Annotated in this window: 18 protein-coding genes and 1 pseudogene; 13 read left to right on the forward strand and 6 right to left on the reverse strand. The window is 62.1% G+C overall.

The genetic code is table 11. The features are described from left to right. Window positions 1-18 precede the first annotated feature (18 nt). The 4 genes from DIE08_RS30895 to DIE08_RS30910 form a co-directional block, all read right to left on the reverse strand. Window positions 19-810 carry an SDR family oxidoreductase gene (locus DIE08_RS30895; protein ID WP_124905395.1) on the reverse strand — a complete coding sequence of 264 codons (792 nt, stop codon included), beginning with the start codon at window positions 808-810 and terminating at the stop codon, window positions 19-21. A 51-nt stretch (window positions 811-861) separates the two neighbouring features. After that, window positions 862-1,860: an SMP-30/gluconolactonase/LRE family protein gene (locus DIE08_RS30900; protein ID WP_124483477.1), complete on the reverse strand. Its 999-nt coding sequence runs from the start codon at window positions 1,858-1,860 to the stop codon at window positions 862-864. Then, the gene (locus DIE08_RS30905) at window positions 1,860-3,218 is read right to left on the reverse strand and encodes an MFS transporter (RefSeq protein WP_124905397.1); all 1,359 of its coding nucleotides are present in this window, start codon (window positions 3,216-3,218) and stop codon (window positions 1,860-1,862) included. The genes DIE08_RS30900 and DIE08_RS30905 overlap by 1 nt, the downstream gene beginning before the upstream one ends. 123 nt (window positions 3,219-3,341) lie before the next feature. Continuing rightward, window positions 3,342-4,280, reverse strand: a complete 939-nt coding sequence (locus DIE08_RS30910; protein ID WP_124483474.1) for a 3-keto-5-aminohexanoate cleavage protein — start codon at window positions 4,278-4,280, stop codon at window positions 3,342-3,344. 381 nt (window positions 4,281-4,661) lie between these two features. Here DIE08_RS30910 and DIE08_RS30915 point away from each other — a divergent pair, with 381 nt between their 5' ends. The 8 genes and pseudogenes from DIE08_RS30915 (at window position 4,662) to DIE08_RS30950 (ending at window position 14,097) form a co-directional block, all read left to right on the forward strand. After that, on the forward strand, window positions 4,662-5,690 hold the full coding sequence (locus DIE08_RS30915; protein WP_124483540.1) for an AraC family transcriptional regulator: 1,029 nt from the start codon (window positions 4,662-4,664) through the stop codon (window positions 5,688-5,690). Between the two features lie 253 nt (window positions 5,691-5,943). Next, window positions 5,944-6,810, forward strand: coding sequence for a MoaF C-terminal domain-containing protein (locus DIE08_RS30920; protein ID WP_124905465.1), 867 nt, complete (start codon window positions 5,944-5,946; stop codon window positions 6,808-6,810). A gap of 181 nt (window positions 6,811-6,991) precedes the next feature. After that, window positions 6,992-7,729 carry a LuxR C-terminal-related transcriptional regulator gene (locus DIE08_RS30925; RefSeq protein ID WP_124905399.1) on the forward strand — a complete coding sequence of 246 codons (738 nt, stop codon included), beginning with the start codon at window positions 6,992-6,994 and terminating at the stop codon, window positions 7,727-7,729. Between the two features lie 91 nt (window positions 7,730-7,820). Beyond that, window positions 7,821-8,210: a hypothetical protein gene (locus DIE08_RS30930; RefSeq protein ID WP_124905401.1), complete on the forward strand. Its 390-nt coding sequence runs from the start codon at window positions 7,821-7,823 to the stop codon at window positions 8,208-8,210. A gap of 189 nt (window positions 8,211-8,399) precedes the next feature. Next, window positions 8,400-9,898, forward strand: a pseudogene (locus tag DIE08_RS30935) (aldehyde dehydrogenase family protein). Between the two features lie 95 nt (window positions 9,899-9,993). Further along, the gene (locus DIE08_RS30940; RefSeq protein WP_124905403.1) at window positions 9,994-10,932 is read left to right on the forward strand and encodes a helix-turn-helix domain-containing protein; all 939 of its coding nucleotides are present in this window, start codon (window positions 9,994-9,996) and stop codon (window positions 10,930-10,932) included. A gap of 348 nt (window positions 10,933-11,280) precedes the next feature. Beyond that, the gene (locus DIE08_RS30945; protein ID WP_124905405.1) at window positions 11,281-12,729 is read left to right on the forward strand and encodes an APC family permease; all 1,449 of its coding nucleotides are present in this window, start codon (window positions 11,281-11,283) and stop codon (window positions 12,727-12,729) included. A 189-nt stretch (window positions 12,730-12,918) separates the two neighbouring features. Continuing rightward, the gene (locus DIE08_RS30950; protein WP_124905467.1) at window positions 12,919-14,097 is read left to right on the forward strand and encodes a porin; all 1,179 of its coding nucleotides are present in this window, start codon (window positions 12,919-12,921) and stop codon (window positions 14,095-14,097) included. Window positions 14,098-14,369: 272 nt separating this feature from the next. Here the strand turns inward: DIE08_RS30950 and DIE08_RS36775 are convergent, their stop codons facing one another. Further along, window positions 14,370-14,507 carry a transposase gene (locus tag DIE08_RS36775; RefSeq protein WP_124905469.1) on the reverse strand — a complete coding sequence of 46 codons (138 nt, stop codon included), beginning with the start codon at window positions 14,505-14,507 and terminating at the stop codon, window positions 14,370-14,372. 190 nt (window positions 14,508-14,697) lie between these two features. Then, on the reverse strand, window positions 14,698-15,678 hold the full coding sequence (locus DIE08_RS30965; protein WP_124905407.1) for a helix-turn-helix domain-containing protein: 981 nt from the start codon (window positions 15,676-15,678) through the stop codon (window positions 14,698-14,700). Between the two features lie 174 nt (window positions 15,679-15,852). On the opposite strand from DIE08_RS30965, the gene DIE08_RS30970 reads away from it, so the two are divergent. The 5 genes from DIE08_RS30970 (at window position 15,853) to DIE08_RS30990 (ending at window position 20,536) form a co-directional block, all read left to right on the forward strand. Then, window positions 15,853-16,386 carry a 2,4'-dihydroxyacetophenone dioxygenase family protein gene (locus DIE08_RS30970; protein ID WP_124905409.1) on the forward strand — a complete coding sequence of 178 codons (534 nt, stop codon included), beginning with the start codon at window positions 15,853-15,855 and terminating at the stop codon, window positions 16,384-16,386. 18 nt (window positions 16,387-16,404) lie between these two features. After that, window positions 16,405-17,709: an MFS transporter gene (locus DIE08_RS30975; protein WP_124905411.1), complete on the forward strand. Its 1,305-nt coding sequence runs from the start codon at window positions 16,405-16,407 to the stop codon at window positions 17,707-17,709. Between the two features lies 1 nt (window position 17,710). Further along, window positions 17,711-18,832, forward strand: a complete 1,122-nt coding sequence (locus DIE08_RS30980; protein WP_124905413.1) for a 2,3-butanediol dehydrogenase — start codon at window positions 17,711-17,713, stop codon at window positions 18,830-18,832. Continuing rightward, on the forward strand, window positions 18,810-19,268 hold the full coding sequence (locus tag DIE08_RS30985) for an SDR family NAD(P)-dependent oxidoreductase (protein WP_124905415.1): 459 nt from the start codon (window positions 18,810-18,812) through the stop codon (window positions 19,266-19,268). The genes DIE08_RS30980 and DIE08_RS30985 overlap by 23 nt, the downstream gene beginning before the upstream one ends. Before the next feature lie 176 nt (window positions 19,269-19,444). Continuing rightward, a complete protein-coding gene (locus DIE08_RS30990) occupies window positions 19,445-20,536 on the forward strand; it encodes a porin (RefSeq protein WP_124905417.1) in 1,092 nt (363 codons plus the stop codon). The last annotated feature ends 87 nt before the right edge of the window (window positions 20,537-20,623 follow it).

The raw sequence follows: 20,623 nt of genomic DNA on the forward strand, positions 1-20,623 counted from the left end.
CCGTAGCGTGTTGACGCGTCAAAGATACTCGACATTGCCGTCAACGCTAATGGCTTGCCCGGAGATGTTCCGCGCTGCGGGCGACGCAAGAAAGAGCGCCATAGCTGCGATGTCATCCACCGTGACCATTCGGCGTAGTGAGATTTTGGCGAGATATTGTGCCTCCATCTCCTCAAGCGTCACACCGGTTGATTGGGCTCTTGCGGCAATCACGCGATCCATGCGCTCCCCCTGGACAACGCCGGGCAAGATGGCATTGACCCGGATGTTGCTGGGCCCCAGTTCAACGGCCAATGACTTGACGAGCCCCACGATGGCCCATTTTGTCGCCGCGTACGGCGTTCGGTATGCATAGCCCAGCCGCCCAGCAACGGACGACATCGCGACGATTGATGGGGCGCTTGACGTCGCTTTCATCAACGGCACGGCCTTGTGAAGGAAGTAATACTGGCTGTTGAGATTGGTTGCGATTGTTCGCTCCCAGTCGTCTGGTTGTATGGAACCGATATCGCCGGTCGGGCCGGCGATGCCCGCATTGTTGATCAGGATATCGAGCCCCCCAAGCTTTGAGCTGACATCGTCCATGATCGCATCGACTTGAACGCGATCGCTCACATCGGCCACGCCCGTGTAAAGGCGTGGATTTCGCTTTTCGGTTTTCGAGATTGCCGAACGATCGACATCGCAAACATAGACGGTTGCCTCAGATTGGGCGAAGGCATCGGCGATCGCTGCTCCGATTCCAGCCGCACCGCCCGAGACGAGAACGCGTAATCCCGGCTGGGGTTTCAACAGTTCAAAAGTGTTCATGTCGTTACAGGAAAAATGGTTTCCATTGCTGGATCAAAGGGGGGCGTCGGTTTACCAATGAACCATCGGCAAGCCCGCAACCGGAGACGAGAAATAGGGAATCGATTCACGTTTGAGGCTGCCCAGAAAAACTGTTTTGAGGTCGGGTCCGCCAAATGTCACGCTGGTGATCCACGGAGCAATCGTCCCGCCCGTTTCCTCGATGACGCTCATGGGCACAACCTCGCCCGTCGCGAAGGCTGCCTCAAAGCGAGCAGTCGCGTCCTTGTCGCCATCGTCCATTACCGTATGGATGTCACCTGTCGGCATGATTGCAACGAGGCGGTCGGCGAATATCATTGCGCACCACAGATTTCCATACGCGTCGAAGGCGAGACCGTCAATGAGACCGGGTCCGAGCTGACTGGGCCCATAGGTCTCTCTGGGACCAAGTTCGCCGTTGGTGAGAACGCGAAAGCGGCTAACCCTTTTTGCCGTGGTCTCGGCCACATACAGAAACTCTTCCGTGGCATCGAATCTGATTTCGTTTGTGAATGCGAGTCCGTCCGCGACAATCCTAGGACCATGCGCGTCGATGAGGACGATATATCCGTCGGCAAGATTGGAGCGAATGGCGTCTGGCCACGGGCTGACCCGGGTCGAGACCGTGATCCAAAGGCGGTTCTTGCTGTCTCGCAGGGCAAAGTTGACTTTCCCCAGCGGTTTGCCGTCAATTTGGTCGAGCAGAACGTGCAATTCGCCCGTGCGCATGAGCAGTTCGACGCGATCCGTCCCGATGTTGGCAATCACAAAGTTGCCGTCGACGTCGAGGGCTAAGCCGTTTGGCAATGACCCGCTCGTCAAACCATCGCCCGCGACGGGGGCGCCTGCACTGGCGGGCAGGACGAGTCGCTGCTCACCCGCGGCATCGATGTGCATGATGCCGCCCCGGGCGTCCGCGACCACGAGCGAACCGTCACGCTGCGCCAGTATGCATTCCGGTCGGCGCAGGTCGCGTCCTATTGTCTGAATTGCAGCGGCCTCGATCGTAAAGCCATTAAGTGGATTCATTAGTCTCCTCCGGATACTTCAGCTTTTTGCATTTCCCGCGTGTTACTAATGGGCTGGTCTGCGGCCCGAATCGCCTTCGCGAGGAGGGGTACCAGAAACAGCCCAAGCGCGGAAGCACACAAGATGACGGTGAAACCGGAGTCGCTTCTGCCTGTCACCGTCTCTGCAAGGCCGAAAAGGTATGGTCCTACGAATCCGCCCAACAAACCGACCGTGTTGATGAAGGCCAGGCCGGCCGCTGCTTGTACACCCTGCAGTCGCTTCATCGCAACGGCCCAGTAGGACGGCAGAACGCCACCAGCAAAAAAACCTGTTATGCCAAGAAGCGTGATTTGCGCTACCTGATTACTGGAAAAGATGAACGCACACGCGCTTACGACGACGCCGGCGGTCAGGGCGCCAAGAAACCCGCACTCGTTGCTCACGTGGCTATGAATACGCGGAAGCGTCAGGACACCAAGGAGAAACCCGAAACCCACGGTGCTCGACAACATGCCTGTAACAACCGGCGAGCTCACGTGCATCTGTGCGACGATTGACGGGGTAAAGAAATACAGACCAACGAACGCTACCTGATTCAAGAAGTAGATCAGCGCAATGAGGACCGTCGTCGGACGCTTCAGTGCCGAGAACCAGTCGGAGCTAGTCAATTCTGCGTGTCCATGCGCGTCTATTACCGCGTCAGCTTCCAGCGCCTGAGCTTCCTTTTCCGACAGCCACGCAACTTCAGACGGTCGATTAGGAAGCTTGAAGAACAGTACTGCGCCCAGCACAATGGTGGGCAGACCCTCGAGCAAAAACATCCATTGCCAGCCGCGAAGGCCGCCGATGCCGCTGAGTTGCATTAGAGCCGCGCCGAGAGGATTTCCGACGACGAGTGCGATCGATGGAGCCGTATAGATCCAGCCGACTGCAACGGCCCGGTCCTTGGGCGCAAACCATAGCGTCACCATGTACATGAGCGCAGGGAAAAGGCCCGCTTCGGCGGCACCCAGCAGGATACGAAGGACGTAAAACGACCACTCTCCCCGCACGAACATCATTGCGGTCGACAATGTGCCCCACGTCACAGCAATTCGCGCGATCCACAGGCGCGGTCCCAAGCGGTGCGCAGCGAGATTGCTCGGAACTTCGAGCAGCGCATAACTGATAAAGAAGATACCCGCTCCAAGTCCATATGCGGCAGCGCTGATGCCAAGGTCCGCTGCCAGCGCCGATTTGGCCAACGCAACATTTGTACGATCAATAAAGGACAAAAAGTAGATTCCGCACATCAGCGGGACGAGTCTCCACATGACCTTGCGGGTCGCAAGGCGATGTATCTCTCCCAAGCTAAGGTCACCGGTTGAGGGGGGCATGACGTCTCCAAGATATATAGTGCTCGCCTCTTTTTCTTGTGTTTCGCGTAGATCTGATACGCAAATACCGAGGCGGTAGGAAATAGGTCGTGTCGGCTCGTGACGAGCCGAACTGCTCACGATTTAGATCGATACGTTGTGTCGTCCTTTCAGACCGAGCATTTGCCGCGCTTCCGCAGGCGTTGCAATTTCGAAAGAAAGTTCCTCGAGGATTCGCCGAATCTTGCGGACCTGTTCGGCGTTTGATTTCGCCTTGACGCCACGTGACAGGTAGACGCTGTCTTCCAATCCGACGCGGACGTTTCCACCCATGATTGCGCCCATGGTGACCAGAGACATTTGATGACGCCCGGCGCCGAGGACGGAAAACTGATAGTTTTCGCGTCCAAAAAGACGATCGGCCGTGGAACGCATGAGAGCGAGGTTTTCGGGGTCCGGTCCAATTCCCCCTAGAATTCCCAGGACCGACTGAATGAAGAAGGGGGGCTTAATCAGGCCGATGTCGATGAAGTGCACCAGGTTGTATAAGTGGCCAACGTCATAACACTCGAATTCAAATCGGGTACCGTATTCGTGAAATTCCGTCAGAATGTTTTTGATGTCCCGGAAGGTGTTCCGGAAAATCATGTCCTCCATCCCCTCGATGTATTCCTTTTCCCAGTCGAACCGCCAAGATGACATCTTCGCTGCGATCGGATGAAGTGAGAAATTCATCGAACCCATGTTCAGCGAGCACATTTCGGGCTTCGCTACACGAGCGTACGCGAGACGCTCATCAAGCGTCATCCGCGTACTGCCACCCGTCGAGATGTTGATTACGGCATCCGTTTCTGCAGCGATAGCAGGCACGAACTCGCGGAACACGTCAGGGGACGGTGTCGGTCGACCGTCTCCCGGATTACGCGCGTGAAGGTGAAGTATCGCCGCGCCAGCTTCCGCTGCCTCCAGCGCTTGATCCTTGATGTCCGCGGTTGTAAGCGGTAGATATTCGGACATCGACGGCACATGGGCCGAACCCGTGATGGCACACGTGATGATGACTTTGCTGCTGGAGTTGCTCATTTCCATTTCCCGTCTATCGTAGCTGGATGTACACCGCCATCGAACGCAATCGTGCGGTTCCGACCACATTACATAAGAAGTACGTATTGATTGTTGAACGTCAGACCGGTGGCAATTTTCTGTCGTACGGGCGGCACGGCAAATTTACCTGCGATCGAGAGTGGGGAGTTCAGCCCCAGGCTCCTGCGTACGCGAGGACGTGTAGAAGGAGAGTGAAAGGAAAGCGATGAGGGGCTGACATGCGTGTCTCCGAGGTTTGTACGGGTCGCAAATTCCAATGCGACTTGCCTGTTGTCTCATCGATGGTAGTAAGATACCAAGGACCATGGAAGGTCATTTTCGGACAAGCAGATGTCCTCGCGTGACGTCGAAGGAGTCAACATGCCGCCTCGTTTTCCTCTGATGAATGAGCGAATTTATGCTCCGTACAAGATGGCGGCCCTAGTAGAGGTCCTCGCCGAGCAAGGGATTGCTCCGGAAGACAGTTTGAAGGGGAGCGGCGTATCTGCTGAGGAAATCTACGATGCGTCGGTTCTGACATCGGTCCGCCAGTACGCCGCGGTATGCAAAAATGCCGTCGCACTCTCCTGCGACCCGGGCACCCCATTCAAAACGGGGGCGCGCCTCCATCTTGCGGCGTATGGAATGTACGGCTACGCGCTTATGTCGTGCCTATCGCTGCGGGACTATTTTCGACTTGGCGTCAAATATCATCGGCTTGCGACGCCGACCCTCACCATCGAATGGACGGAGCGCCCCGATAGCTCGGTATGGACCTTTCCGGATGCATTTTCATCGAACTTAGCGCACGAGGTGCAGCAGTTCCTTCTCGAGCAACAGTATACGCAGCACGTAACCCATCTTCAGGACGTCGTTGGCCGTAGTTGTCCTCCAGTGCTTGCCCGCTTCTCATATCCTGCACCGGAGTATGCCGCTGTCTATTCCGAGTACCTGGGGTGTCCTTGCGAGTTCGATGCGGACAAGTGCGAGCTCATCTACGACGCTTCCGTACTCGACATTAAGCCCCATCTCGCGCACCGGCATTCCGCGGCACTGATTCAGGAAACATGCGACAGACTTATCGGGCAGGCAAAGACGTCCACCGGGGTGTCGGGAGAGGTCTATCAGGTGTTGATGGGAAAACCTGGCGTATTTCCTGGTATGGAAGCCGTCGCTAGTGCACTAAAAATGACCACGCGCACATTGAGGCGGAAGCTTGAGGCCGAAGGAGCTTCGTTTGTCGCCATTGTCGACGACGTCAGATGTTCACTCGCCATCGAGTATCTGAAGACCACGAAACTAAGTACGGATGATGTCGCGATGTTAGTTGGATTCACCGATACCGCCAACTTCCGTAGAGCGCTGAAACGTTGGACTGGAAAGGGGACTGGTGAACTTAGAGGGCAGTAGTGAGTTGACCTGCAAGGATTTTCGGGCCGTCGGCGAGGGTCACTGGCGACCTTGGGCAAACAACTAAGTTGGCAATGCGCTTTTCCCGGGATACAAGAGCGCCGTTTCGTTGCTGCATCGACGGTGTGTTGCAGCCGTTGTCATCCTTCTGGTCGATGCCGTGCGCGGCGCCGCGTCTGTAGAGTGGATGCATGTGCCACCGTTCAATGGGCGGTGCGTGTTCAGCCTTCGTCCCACAGGAGCCCGCTTCATCATGACGTCCCAACCCGCATTCATCCAGGTCGGCGCGCTCGCCGACGGCTTTGCGCCCAATAGCCACATTCTTGCGACCGTCGGCGATCTCGAAGGACGCACACTGGTGTTGACCTTCGCAGATGGAGGCGTCGACACGCTGCATTTCGATACCGCTGAATCGGTGGAGGTCGAACGAGTCCCGGCAGGGGCCAGGCGACCGGCACAACCGCGCGAGCGGCACGCGTGCCGCGTGACCTCGCTGCGCGCAGGCATCTACTTCGTCGATTACATCGGCGCCGACGAGCCGCTCGTGGATGCGGACGGCCAACCGCGAGCGTCCGGCACCAGCTATGTGCTGGACCTGAACAAACAGCTTTGCACCGTCGTCGTGGGTGTGCTGCCAGGCGAAAGAGAAACGCGGATCGACGCGTTCACGCGCGTTGAGCGCGGAATGGAGCTGACGGGCGTGCAGGCGCAGATACTTCATGGCCGAATCGGCGCCGATGCCGGCGCCCACGGCGCCGCGCTCCATGCGCCGACGACGGAGTTGATCGGCATGCGCAACCTGTATATCTACAGCGCGACCGAGCGCTACGAGCACATCTATCTGAACGACAACTTCTACGCGTGGCAATGTCTCTCTGGCGTGGAGGCAGGGTTGGGCGATGTTGACCGTTGCCATACGATCGGTATCGACACCGCGCTGTATCTGTTCATCTGGCGCGAGAAGATTGTGCCGACGCTCGGCGTCGTGATGATCGACCTCGAACGCATGAAGACCGACGGCAAGATCTTCGGCTATCACGGCAGCCGCTTCGACGCGCTCTCGAATTTCCCCGTCGGCGCGCACGCACGGGTGCTCAACGTCACACGGCATCCCGAATGAACACGTCGTACTGACCGGTCGGCAAGGCGGCCGGCGTGCGCTCCGGCCCGCGAAACCCGCCGCGGCGCGAGGCAATCCGTTGGCGAATGGAAGGGGATTTGCCGATTAAGGCTCACGGCTTCGGGCTTGGGTCACTACTATCGGTCGGGCAAAGGCTCGACTGGCTCATGAAGGAGATCTCATGATCGGTGACCCCGGTATTCGCCGCTACCCCGCTGTGCAGCGCGCCAAGCGCGAGGATCATGCGCTCGAAGCCGTTGTGGCCGCACTCGCCAGACTGGTGCGGCCAGGCGCGACAGTGTTCTATCGGATCGACCGCGATCGCCAGCCATCGGGATTCGAACTGTTCGGCCTGGCGGAGGGTATGCATCGCACCTATCTGCAGCGCTATTGCCTGCTCGACCCGTTACATCCATCGCGCTGTGTCCAGCAGCAAGCCAGCGTGCTCACGCTCGCCGGTGAACTGCCAGAGACGGTGCGCAGCAAATCTGTCTATTGGCAGCGCTTCTTGCGGCCTCATCACGTGGTCGACGTGATGGAAGTACTCTTGCGAGCCGATGATCATGTGATCGGCGCATTTTCGCTGCCGCGCTTCGCGCCCGAAGCGCCCTTTTCCCGAACGGAGGTGGACAGCGCGAATGCGCTTGCGCCGTTGCTCGAAGTCGCACTGACGTCCAGGCTGCGCCGCGAGTCTGCGCTGCGTCTCTCCCAGGCCGAGCCCGAGGCGGCGGAACGCGCGGCGCGTCTCACGCATCGCGAAGAACAGGTCGCGCGGCTGGTGCGCAACGGGCTCTCAAACAAGCAGATTGCGCGAGGTTTGGCGCTCGCCCAGCCCACGGTCAAGACGCACCTGTTGCGCATGTTCCGCAAACTCGGCGTATCGAGTCGCACCGAATTGGTCGGCGTGCTGTTCCTTTGACGAAGCCCGCTGCGATGGCCGGCATTTCTGCTTCGCGCGCAATGGCCCCCATCTCGTACCGGCAACCGGCCGCTGGCCGGGGGGAGTCGCATTGCTGCTCTACGCGGTGACCGCGGTGGCGGTCAAGCCTGCTGGCGTGCCGGAGTGGTTCAGGCTCTGCCCCGGCGCGCTCGCCGCCGTGATCTCTCCCGAGGAAGACGTTGCGGACGTTTTGTTGCGGTTGCCGGATAGCTGGAATGTCGTAGAAGGTGCACGCTGCGACGATTTGCACGACGAAATCGAAGTGCCGGCTGTCGATCCGCGTTTTCACAGCGGGCTGGTGCATGCGAGTTGCGCCATCGTGGCCCACGACGACGGCGCACGGTTCGTCCTGCTCATGCAGGTGAACGCGGCGGACTCGGTGTTATTGCCGTGCCGGCTGTTTCGTGGGCACCGCACGTTTGAACGCTGCGTGTGGCCCGCTGGCCGAGCAGGCAGGTGAGTCACTCGTGCCGGAGCGCGGCCCGTCGCGGTTTACCTGCACTTCCCACGCATCTGCCGATTTGCGCTAACGCGCGTCGTGCCGGCTCTTTAGAGTCACGGGGCAGCGATCGGTGTCCGGTCCGCGAACGCCGTAAGCCGCACGTACGCCGGGCAGGCCAATTCACCCCAGAGTCGAGAGCGCAACGATATGACCAGTGATGCGAAAGTCGTCTTGTGCGATGCGGTCCATGCATTTGTCGCACAGGAACACGGCCTTTTCGTCGACGGCGCCATTTGCCCAGCACATTCGCCGCGCCGGTCGAAGGTATTCGATCCCGCGACGGGCGATGTGCTGACCACAGTTCCGGATGCCGACGCAACCGATGTGGACAGAGCCGTCGCCAGCGCTCGCGCCGCGTTCGAAGCGCGCGTGTGGTGCGGGCTGCGGCCCGCGGACCGCGAGCGAATCTTGCTGCGTTTCGCCGATGTGCTGGAGGCGCATGCCGAGGAACTCGCGCAACTGGAGACCCTTAACCAGGGCAAGTCGATCAATGTTGCTCGTGCGATCGACGTGGGCGCCACGCTCGAGTACGTCCGTTATATGGCGGGATGGGCAACGAAGATTGTGGGCGAGACGCTCGACGTGTCGATACCGTTTCCGCCGGGCGCGCGCTATACCGCGCTCACGCGGCACGAGCCTGTGGGCGTGGTAGCCGGTATCGTGCCGTGGAATTTTCCGGTGATGATTGCAGTCTGGAGGCTGGTTCCCTCACTCGCGGCCGGGTGCTCAGTCGTCACAAACCGTCGCCCGAGACGCCGCTCACGGCGTTGCGGCTGGTCTAACTGGCCATCGACGCGGGCATTGGGCCGGGCGCATTCAACTTGGTGACAGGTGGCGCCGAATGCGGCGCCACGCTTGCCGCGCATCCCGGCGTCAACAAGATTTCGTTTGCCGGTTCGACGCCCACCGGCAAGCGGGTCGGCACCGCAGCCGTGCAAAACATGACGCGCTTTTCGCTCGAACTGGGCGGCAAGAATCCGGCGGTGATGCTGGCCGACATCGACGTCGACCAGACGGTGCAGGGTGTGCTCGCGGGTGGGCTTCTGAACCAGGGACAGGTGTGCGCGGCGGTGTCGCGCATCTATGTGCATCGCAGCAAATACTGGAAGGTGGTCGAGGGACTGGCCGACAGCGCCAATGCTATGATGATGGGCCCCGGCCTCGACCCGTCCGCGCAGATCAATCCGCTGGTTTCCGCGCACCACCGCGCGCGTGTAGAAGATCACCTTGCGCGCGCTCGTGGAGAGGGGCTACAGTTTTTGGCAAGCGGCACGCACGTCGATGCGCCCGGCTACGACGTGCGGCCCGCCGTGATCGTCGATGTCCCGCCCGACGCCGCTATCATGAGCGACGAAGTGTTCGGGCCCGCACTGGCGCTCGCGCCGTTCGATGACCCGGCCGAAGCCTTGCGTCTTGCGAACGACAGCCCATACGGTCTTGCCGCGAGCCTATGGACCAACGACCTGCGCACGGCGATGAGCCTCGTTCCACAGATCGAGGCCGCTACTCTGTGGGTGAATTGCCATGTGCCGCACGATCCCGGCATGCCGTTTGGCGGTTACAAGCAGTCCGGCATCGGGCGCGAGTTTGGTCGATATGCGATCGAGGGTTTCACCGAAACGAAATCGGTCTGCATTGCGCATTGAAGCGCGTCGGCATTGGCGGTACGAAAGATCCGGGGACCTTGTCGCAATCGGTATTTTGATCGGGCACGACGCTTGATGTTTCGCAGGAGAGGATGATGGAATTTCGGATTGCCGCCCTCGCCGACGCCCACGATCTATCGCATGCCGTCGACGGTTGGGAGCAGGTTTATCGCCAGCTCACGCCCGGCCGCTTTGAAGGCTCGCTGTTCCAGGTGAACAGCCCTGGCTTCCAGTTCTTCCTGGAAGCGACCAACCGGCGGGTTGTGCAATCGGGCGTCTCGCCGAACGGCCTCTCGTATATAGCCGTGCCACTAAGCGCGCCCATGCAAGGCACGTTCCAGGGGCAGCGTGTCGATGGCTACGCCCTCATGGCGCTCGGCCCGCACGAGGAGTTTCGCCTCTACACCCCAGAGTCGATGCACTACGCCGTCGTCGGCCTGGCGGCCGGAACGATGGAAGAACTCGTCGGAATCACGGTCGGCGACGCCGCCGTACGTCAGTTGAGAAAGCATGTGCTGCCCGTGTCCGGCGAGCGCGTTGCCGTTCTGCGCGAGGGTCTGACGCGCTATTTCGAGGCCGCGGCACGCAATCCCGCCGGTTTCGTCAACCCATCGGCTACCCGACTTTTTCAGGATGAGGTGGTGAGCGTCATGCTCGGTCTTCTCGAGGCCGCCACCGACGAGACGCGCGACCTGACGCACAGCACCTACAGTGAAATCGTGCGGCGTTGCGAACGCCTGATCCAGGACCAGGCCGACGACCCTCTCACGGTGCTCGATTTGTGCCGCCATCTGCGCTGTAGCCGGCGCACGCTTCAGACGAGCTTTCAGCGCGTCGCGAATGTCACTCCGGTCGGATACCTACGCTCCATCCGTCTCAACGCTGTTCGCCAGCTGTTGCGCTCGACAGCGGCGGGCGAATTGCTGATCGGCGATGCCGCCGCCCGATGGGGGTTCACGCATCTCAGCTACTTCGCGCGTGAGTACCGCGACCTCTTCGGCGAATTGCCCTCGCAGACGCCGAGAAAGAATTGACACGGTGCGCCGCGCGCACGTCGAAGCGCTCCCGGTGCTGTGCGCTGCATGATCCCGGCTTGTCCATTAATCAAGATTGCGTCCGGCGCGGCGCGGTGCCGTGTCGCGTCCCGCCCCGCTTATCGCTTACCCGATCACGCTACGTCATGACGGAGCCCGCCGTCACGGGAACGCGTAAACCCCAGGCATGGGACGTCTTGCCAATCTGTGCTGCCAGACTCGACTTTTGGCTTCATACATTTCCATCGATACGGCGGGCTACCGTCCGGTCCAGTCGGACCGGAGACGAGGGGTCTCGGTGCCGTGTACCACGACAGCAGGCAGGAAATTCCATCGGGAGCGAATCAAATGAGTGTCGCAATGGACCCTACACCTTCGACCGAGCTACGCAAGGGCGCGCTCGGCCTCGGCTTCATCGTTTTCTTCGTCATCTCGGCGGCGGGCCCGCTCGTCGCGATTGCGGGCGGCTTCCCCCTTGGCATCATGCTGGGCAACGGAGCCGGCACACCGACGCTGCTCATTGCGACCGTGCTGATCCTGCTGATGTTCGCCGCGGGCTACACGGCGATGTCGCGCTATGTCACGAACGCCGGCGGGTTCTATGCCTTCACGGCTCGCGGGCTGGGCGGGACCGCGGGCGGTGCCGCGGCGTTTCTCGCGCTGCTCGGCTACAACACGATGCAGATCGGGCTTTACGGAATGTTTGGAGCGGTGGCGTCCGCCTTCTTGTCCGCGCGTCTCGGCATTACCGTGCCGTGGTGGGTATGTTCGCTCGTCGCGTTGGCTAGCATAGCGGTGCTCGGCTATCGTCAAATCGACCTGTCGGCGAAGCTGCTGTCGCTGCTCGTGTTCGGCGAATACATTGTCGTCCTGATTCTCGATGTGGCGATCCTCAAGTCGGGCGGCGCACACGGCATCACCTTTGCGACGTTCACGCCGCACGTATTCCTGAGCGGTACACCGGCTATCGGATTCCTGTTCTGCTTTGCCAGCTTCGTCGGCTTCGAGGCCACCACGATCTATAGCGAAGAGGCGAAAGATCCGCGCCGCACCGTACCGCTTGCAACGTATATCTCGGTGTTGCTAATCGGCGGCTTCTACGCGTTCTCGCTGTGGTGTATGGTGATCGGCGCGGGCGCCGACGAGATCGTCAAAACCCTGAACGGACTCTCTGACCCGACAACGTTCCTCTATTCGCTGTCCGATCACTACGCCAACCGCGCATTGACCGACGCTATGAGCGTGCTATTCATCACGAGCGTTTACGCGGGTCTTCTCGCCTTCCACAATTCGGCGGCGCGCTACTTCTATGCAAGCGGGCGCGAAGGCTTGTTGCCGGCATCGCTCGGGCACACGCATGTCTCGCACCGCAGCCCACACGTTGGCTCGGTACTTCAGACCGTCATTGCCGCGTGTGTCATCATCGCGTTCATCGTCGGCAAGTCGGACCCCGTGCTCACGCTGTTCTCGTGGCTCACGAATCTTGCGACGCTTTGCATCATCGCCTTGATGGTGCTGTCTTCTGCGGCCGTGCTTCGGTTCTTCACGCGGACGCCCCAACGAGAGGAAGGCGCGTTGCGCGTCTTCTTGTTACCGGTTTTTTCGGGTATTGCGCTCCTCGGTGTACTCGTGCTCGCCATCGTCAACTTCCCGGTTCTGACGGGCGCAAGCGTCGGGCTCTCGTATGGACTCACCGTGTTGTTGCCGGTTTTCGCGATCGCCGGAATCGTCTCTGCCCGCCGGCTTAAGACGCGCAATCCACGCGCGTTCGACGCACTGGGCAATTCGCGACTCTAAGCCACCGCGTCGCGACTGATTCGTTCCCCTCCATACACGCCAGAGGAGGGCGCTCTGCGCCGCTCAGCGGGATTGGCTTTGCCCGCAGTTCGTCGCACTGGAGAGCGAAGTTCATTCGGGCCACAGGATTCGAGAAAGCACAGGAGGTAGGAAGTGAAAGGTAAAGCGAGACATGCCACCGTGTGCGCCATGCTGTTCGGCGCGGCGGTTCACGAGGCACACGCGCAAAGCAGCGTGACGCTGTATGGATCGGTGGATGCAGGGATGCTGTATTCGACCAGCCAACAGGTTACCGACGCGAGCGGCGCCGTGCACGGCGGGCATGCGGTGCAACTTGGAGGCGGCTATCTGATGCCGTCCAGATGGGGGCTCATGGGTACCGACGATCTGGGAGGAGGCTTTAAAGCGACGTTTGCGCTCGAGAACCAGTTCCTGACCGGAAACGGTGCAATGCTGCAGAACGGCGCGCTCTTCAGTCGCCAGGCATGGGTCGGAATACGAGGCGATCGGTATGGCACCCTCAGTCTCGGGCGGCAATACGATTCGTACTCCGACTTCCTCGGCGTTTATGCGTCGAGCAACGCGTGGTCGACGCTCTACGGGTCGCACTTCGGTGACGTCGATAACCTCAACGAAGCGTTCAACATGAACAACGCCGTGAAGTTCACGAGCGTCGACTTCAGCGGGTTCACTTTCGGCGGCACGTTCAGTCTGGGCGGTCAGGCCGGCGACTTCAGCGCACGACGCGGCTATGCACTTGCCGCAGCCTATACCCATGGACCCGTATCGGTGAGTGCCGGTTATCTCGCTCTCAACAATCCGCTCGATGCCGCGCTGGGCGGCACCTCTGGCTACATTGGCGACTTTGCCTGTAGCAACGCGGCGGCGATGTACTGCAATCTGCAGAATGCCCGCACCATGAAGGCGGTAGGTGTTGGTGCATCAGTTACGTTAGGTGAGGCGGAGGTCGCGCTCGTCTATACGCGCACGAGGCTCGAAAAAAGCGCGTACTTCGCGAGCAGCGCACGTCCTGACGGAGCAGACGTGACTTTCGATATTGCCGAGTTGAACACCACATACAACCTGACGCCGGCTTGGACGCTTGGGGCTGCGTACATCTTCAACAATGTGCACGTGGAAGGCGGCGGTTCGACACGCTTCCATCAGGTCAACCTGGGCGCGACCTACGCGCTGTCGAAGCGCACTGCACTGTACGGCGTCGCGATCGGGCAGGTGGCCTCAGGGCAGGGATTGGGCATCAACCCTGCGACTGGCGGCACGGCAAATTTCGCCCAGATTCCGAACCTCGTGAACAGCAATTCGAATCGCCAGCTCGCGTTAATGGCGGGATTAAGGGTGATGTTCTGAGACGTTGGATCCTGCGCGGGAAGCGATCACGCGAGCAGAGCGCTTTAGTTTTGGTCGAGTGGCTGCCGATTGGTGAGAGCGGCGTCGGTTCATTCGGCTTACGATCGTTTGCACACCAGGATTGTGCGGGTCATTGCAGGCGCGCACGTTTTCGAAACAGGCGAGACACGCAATGCTCACGGACGAAACGCCGACGTATGTTTTCACGAAAAATTCGTTTGGAAGGCGGAGCTGTAGACGCACAACAGGTCTGCGAGTTCAAGGTCGATGGTTTACTTGGTCCACTTGACGAAGCGGCGCCATCGATACTTCAATTGCCTCCAGACGAACTCGATCTTGTTGAGTTCGGGACTGTAGGCAGGCAGGTAAAACAGGAGCGCTTTGTGGTCGAGCAGTCGTCTGTCCGAGATGGTGCGCGAGCGCGGCTATCGCGGTTGCCGCTGTCGACCGAGACATTGACCAAGATATTTGCGCGAATCTCGCATTGCCTGCCTGCGCCTGTCTTGAAGGAATTGAAAGACCGAACGGGCAAGAAATCGGTGACGCCGCACGATCTACGCCGTTACTTCGTGCGGACGGGATGTTCGGAACGGATCTTGATCAGGACGGAGCAGCGTCGGCTGCGTCGCGCAGCGACACGGGCGACGCGCCATACCGTTCGCGAATCGCGCGGCTGAAGTGCGCCTGGCTCGAAAAACCCCAGCGAAACGCGATCTCGCCGATGCTCGCCTTGCGCAGGCGAGTATCGATCAGCTCGCGGTGCGCGCGCGCCAGCCGCTCGGACCAGATGTGCTGCGTGATCGAGTCGCCTTCGGCGGCAAAGAGCCGGCTGAGGTGCCGCAACGACAGCCCGACCGCATCGGCAACCGCCTGCGGCCTGAGTTCCTGCTCGCCGAGATGCGTCGCGATGTACTGCTTCGCGGTCAGCAGGTATGACAGCGACGCGCGCGATGCGCCCGCGCCGTTTACTTCCGCGTCGATGAGCGCCGCGACCAGCGTGCGCGTATGTTCGGCGAAGCGCGCGGCGTCGTGTTCGACCGGATCCCTCATGAACCGCTCGATGCTCGCGCGCAGCGTCGCGCCGAGCATCGCGCCTGCGCCCGGATTCGGCGCGATCTGCAGCGGCAGCGCCGCCAGCTCCGCTTCGAAGCGGTCGTCGAACGTGGTGATCGGGATGTCGATCAGCAACTGCCGCATCGGCGTCAGGAACCCGAATACATAGGGCACGCGGGTGTCATAGACGACCACGTCGCCGGCTTCCGCGAGCAGACAGCGGTCACGCTGGATGAAATACGCGCGGCCGCTCACGATCTGGCACGCAAACAGCGACTCCTTCGGCCACTGCCGCACCATCGCGGGACTGCGCTCAATCAGGTGATCTTGGCCGCTGATGTCGGCAATGCCGAGGCCCGGCAGTGCAATACCCGTTTTCTCCACTTCAAGGCCGGATGGAGACAACGACGAGCAGCGCAGGCCGACCAGGGTCGCTGCGCATATCGCCTCCCAGTACGCCATCCGCTCGCTCGCCGGTACACCGGCTGTCGAACCGCGCATGCATGAAAAAACGGCCGAATTCGTCACGTTGCCTCCTGCTGGCGCCTGCCGTAGGAGTGACACACTAGGGGAATGGTTCATCTCGTTGTTGGTGTGGCGAAATGTCCTGTCGGGTCAAACAATCCGTCCCGCGCAATCAAGAGCGGCGGGCAGCATCTGGCTAAAGTCGAGCCCACGATATCTACACAAAAGGAGACTGACGTGGTCGACAAAGCCGTAACAGAATTCTGGCAAAACATCGCGCCGATTGCCAATCCGTTCAAGCCCGATGCGCTACCGGAAGCCTACATCCCGAACGCCGCCACCGAAGACGAGCGCTATTACGTTCCGTTTACCGAAACGGTTTCGTCGCGGCCGCTGTGGATCTCGCCGTCGCAGAACAAATGGTGCGACATCCTGATGGCGAAGGAAGCCGGGCTCGTGAACCGGCACTATCACCCGCACGAGGTGTTCGCGTACACGCTGTCCGGGAAATGGGGCTACCTGGAACACGAATGGACCGCGACGCGCGGCGATTTCGTGTACGAGACGCCGGGCGAAGGGCACACGCTCGTCGCGTTCGATCACCCCGAGCCGATGCGCGCGTTCTTCATCGTCAAAGGCCCGCTGATCTGGCTCGACGACGAAGGCAATCCCGACGGCTACTTCGACGTGCACTCGTACATCGCGATGTGCAAGGCGCATTACGAGAAGGTCGGCCTCGGCGCGCAAGCGATCGAGAAGTTGTTCCGCTGACGCGCGGCGAGGCTCACGATGACTTCCCCTTCCTCCTCCCGACCCGCCTGGACGTACGAGAACAGGTTGCTGCTGATCCTGTTCATGACGTTCGGCTTCGTGTTCTTCGACCGCCTCGCGCTGTCGTTCCTGTTTCCATTCATGTCGGCCGAACTGCATCTGACGAACACGCAGCTCGGCATGGTGTCGTCCGCGCTCGCGCTCACGTGGGCGCTGTCGGGCGCCGCCACGGGCGCGTGGTCCGACGCGCGCGGCACCCGCAAGCCGCTGCTGATCGCGGCCGTACTCGGCTTTTCCGTGTGTTCGGCGCTGTCGGGCCTTGTCGGCGGCTTCGCGAGCCTGATCGCGTTTCGCGCGCTGATGGGCATCGCCGAAGGCCCGGTGTTGCCGCTGTCGCAATCGCTGATGGTAGAGAGCTCGACGCCGAGCCGCCGCGGGCTGAACATGGGCCTGCTGCAGGGCTCGGCCGCCGGCCTGCTCGGCGCGATGATCGGCCCGCCGGTCGTGATCGGCATCGCCACCGCGTACGGTTGGCGCGAGGCGTTCTACGTGTCGTGCATTCCGGGCTTCCTGATCGCGTTCTGCATCTGGCGCTGGGTGCGCGAAGTGCCGCCCGGCGGCGTGCGCCACGCGCAGGCCGATACCACCGCAGTCCCGGCCGCCGGCGGCGCGGCGGTCAGCCGCTGGGCGCTGCTGAAGGAGCGCAACATCCTGCTCTGCGTGCTGATCAGCTGCTGCTTCCTCACGTGGTTCGTCGTGATCATCTCGTTCGCGCCGGTGTTCCTCGTGGAAAGCCGCCACCTGTCGCCGTCCGACATGGGCGTCGTGATGACCTGCCTCGGCGCCGCGTGGGTGTTCTGGGGCTTCGCGGTGCCGGCGATCTCCGACCGGATCGGCCGCAAGCCGACGATGATCGTGTTCGCGCTGATCGCGGCCATGTGCCCGGTCGTGCTGATCCACGTCGGCTCCGTCTGGGCGCTCGGCGCGCTGGTGTTCGTCACGTACACGGGCCTCGGCTGCTTCACGCTGTTCATGGCGACGATCCCGGCCGAAACGGTGCCGCCGCGCGCGATCGCGAGCGCGCTCGGGCTGATCATGGGCGCCGGCGAGCTGATCGGCGGCTTCGTCGCGCCGACCGTCGCCGGCTTCGCGGCGGACAGGTACGGCCTGCAATGCGCGATGTGGACGTCGACCACCGGCGCGATCCTCGCGTGCGTGCTGTCGTTCGGCCTCGTCGAAACCGCGCCGGCCGTGCTGCGCAAGCGCGCGCTCGCAGGCGCCGCGGCCGGCCGCCTCGATACGCAAAACCTCGGAGGACGCTGACATGCGCGCACTTCAATGGCATGGCCCGCGCGACGTCCGTCTCGTGGAAATCGACACGCCCCGCGTCGGCCCCGGCGACGTGCGCATCGCGGTCGCGTATTGCGGCATCTGCGGCAGCGACCTGCACGAATACGCGGACGGCCCGCACGCGATTCCGGTCGACGCGCCGCATCCGCTGTCGCGCCGCACCGCGCCGCTGACGCTCGGCCACGAGTTCTGCGGCACCGTCGTCGAGGTTGGCGCAGGCGTGACGGCGCTGCGCGCGGGCGACCGCGTCGCGGTCGAGCCCGAGTATCGCTGCAGCCAGTGCGCGTACTGCCGCGCGGGGTCGTACAACCTGTGCGTGTCGATGGGCTTCGCCGGGCTGATGGGCGACGGCGGGATGGCCGACTTCGCGGTCGTGCCCGCCTACATGCTGCATCGCCTGCCCGACGGCGTGAGCCTCGAACAGGCCGCGGTAATGGAGCCGGCCGCCGTTGCGCTGCACGCGCTGCGACGCGGCGAACTGCGGCTCGGGGACACCTGCGCGGTGTTCGGGCTCGGGCCGATCGGCCTGCTGCTGATCATGCTCGCGAAGCTGCAGGGTGCGACGACCATCGTCGCGGTCGACGTGTCGCCCGAGCGGCTCGCCGCGGCCGTACGCCTCGGCGCGACGCACGCGTTCGACGCGCGCTCGCTCGACGCGCCGGTGCTGCGCGACGCGATCCGCGAAGCGGCAGGCGGGCTCGGCGTCAACGTGAGCTTCGAGGCGGCCGGCCTGCCGGCAACGTTCGAGGCGGCGATGCAGGGGCTGCGCAAGGGCGGCCGCCTCGTGATGGTTGGCCTGATGCCGCACGCGGGCTTCGACGCGTTCCGTGCAGTCAACGACGAGTTGACCTTCACGGCGAGCGTTGGCTACCGGCACGTGTACGAAGACCTGCTGCGGCTGATCGGGACCGGCGCGCTCGATCTGACGCCGATCGTCACGCGCACCGTCTCGCTCGAGGACGCCGTCGCCGACGGCTTCGACGCACTGCTCGCCGATCGCGCACAGATCAAGATCCTGGTTGCGCCGTCACGCCGGCATGCGCGCCCGCTTCACACCGTCGTGAGTATCGAACATGAGCCGCCCCTGCTCGTTTGACGGCAAAACCGACGTCGTGACGGGTGGCACGTCGGGCATCGGCGCGCGCACCGTGTGGCGTTTCGCGGAAGCGGGCGCCTCGGTCGTCGCGCTCGAGGCTGCCGACCCGCATGCGCCGGTGCATCCGGGCATCTGCTGCGTGGAGTTCCACGTGACCGACAGCGAAGCGTTGACGCGCAGGATCCGCGCGCTGCCGCGCGTCGACGCACTCGCCAACGACGTGGGCATCAGCCGGCACGCCGACGAGTACCGGATGGACCAGTTCGAGCGCGTGCTGAACGTGAACCTGACGTCGGTCATGCGGGCGTCCGACGCTGCGCTGCCCGCGCTGTCGGTGAACGGCGGCAGCATCGTCAACCTCGCGTCATGCTCGCCCGGCGCGTCGTTCGTCACCGGTGCAATCGTGCCGGTGGACGGCGGGTATTCGACGGTCTAGCGGCGCGGCGCGCGCGGGTATCAGTGCATGCGCTGAGCAGGTACCCGCGCGCGCGATCCGGTTCCGTTCCCGGCACGACCGAATCGGCAGCTGAACAATTCCCTATCTTCATATTAATCAGTAGTCCCATTAAAATATCCCGGCGCGACCGGAAACATGTGAGGAGCACTTTGGAGATGACGAAAAAGACCCTGCTGGCCCTCGCGGCCTGCACGATTCCGGCCGCGTCGTTCGCGCAGAGCAGCGTGACGATGTTCGGGCTGCTGGATGTCGGCATTAGCTATGTCAGCAACGAAGGCGGCCATGGCAACGCGAAATTCGACGACAACATATTCTTCCCGAACCTGCTCGGCTTCGAGGGCAAGGAAGATCTCGGCGCCGGCACGCGCGCGATTTTCCGGCTCGTCAATCAATTCTCGCTCGCGAACGGCTCGATGATCGGCTGCGGGCTGTTCGCACGCACGGCCTATGTCGGGCTGCAGAACGACCGCTACGGCACGCTGACGCTCGGCAACCAGTACGAGTTCATGGTGGACGCGCTGGCCGCGAGCGGCAATGAGGTCGCGCAGGATCTGGCCGGGCTGTACGGCTTTCGCAACGGGCCGTTCGACAAGCTCGCGCTGCCGAACAACCCCACCGGCGCCTTCGACTGGGATCGCGTCGCGGGCAGCAACCGCGTCGCGAATTCGGTGAAGTACACGAGCGTGTCGATCTCGGGACTGACCTTCGGCACGCTGTACGGCTTTGGCAATGTCGCGGGGTCAGTCGGCGCAGACAATACGGTCAGCGTCGGCGCGAGCTACGACAACGGCCCCTTCGGCGCGGGCGCGGCCTATACGAACCAGAAGTACAGCGCGGCAGGCGGGCTGCCGGCCACCACCGTGCGCAACTGGGGCGCAGGCGCGCACTACACGCTCGGCGCGGTCACGGCGAAGGCGCTTTTCACGACCGTGCACAACGCGTGGAACGGCGCGGGCGCGTGGTCGGCGGAGGCCGGTGCGGCGTGGCATCCGTCGCCGGTCTGGGTGATCGGCGCGAGCTACACGTATATGAAGGGCAACGACACGCTCGATAACGCGCATGCGCACCAGTTCGTGGCCGCCGTCCAGTATAGGCTGTCGAAACGCACGATGGTGTATGTCGCGGGCGTGCAACAGCGCGCGAGCCGCGGCAGCAACGCGCAGATCAACGGCGTGATGGATGCGAACGGCGCGTCGAGCGGCGCGCTGCAGTCGGTCGCGCGGATCGGGTTCAGTACGCGGTTCTGAACGACCCTGGTCTTGACGGGAACGCCCGCCCGGGTCACGCCGGGCGGGTTTTCCGTTGGCGCTACGCCGTCAGAAGCGAATGGTGAG

The sequence above is a fragment of the Burkholderia sp. Bp9004 genome (assembly GCF_003858025.1).
In the GTDB taxonomy this organism is placed as follows: Bacteria; Pseudomonadota; Gammaproteobacteria; order Burkholderiales; family Burkholderiaceae; genus Burkholderia; species Burkholderia diffusa.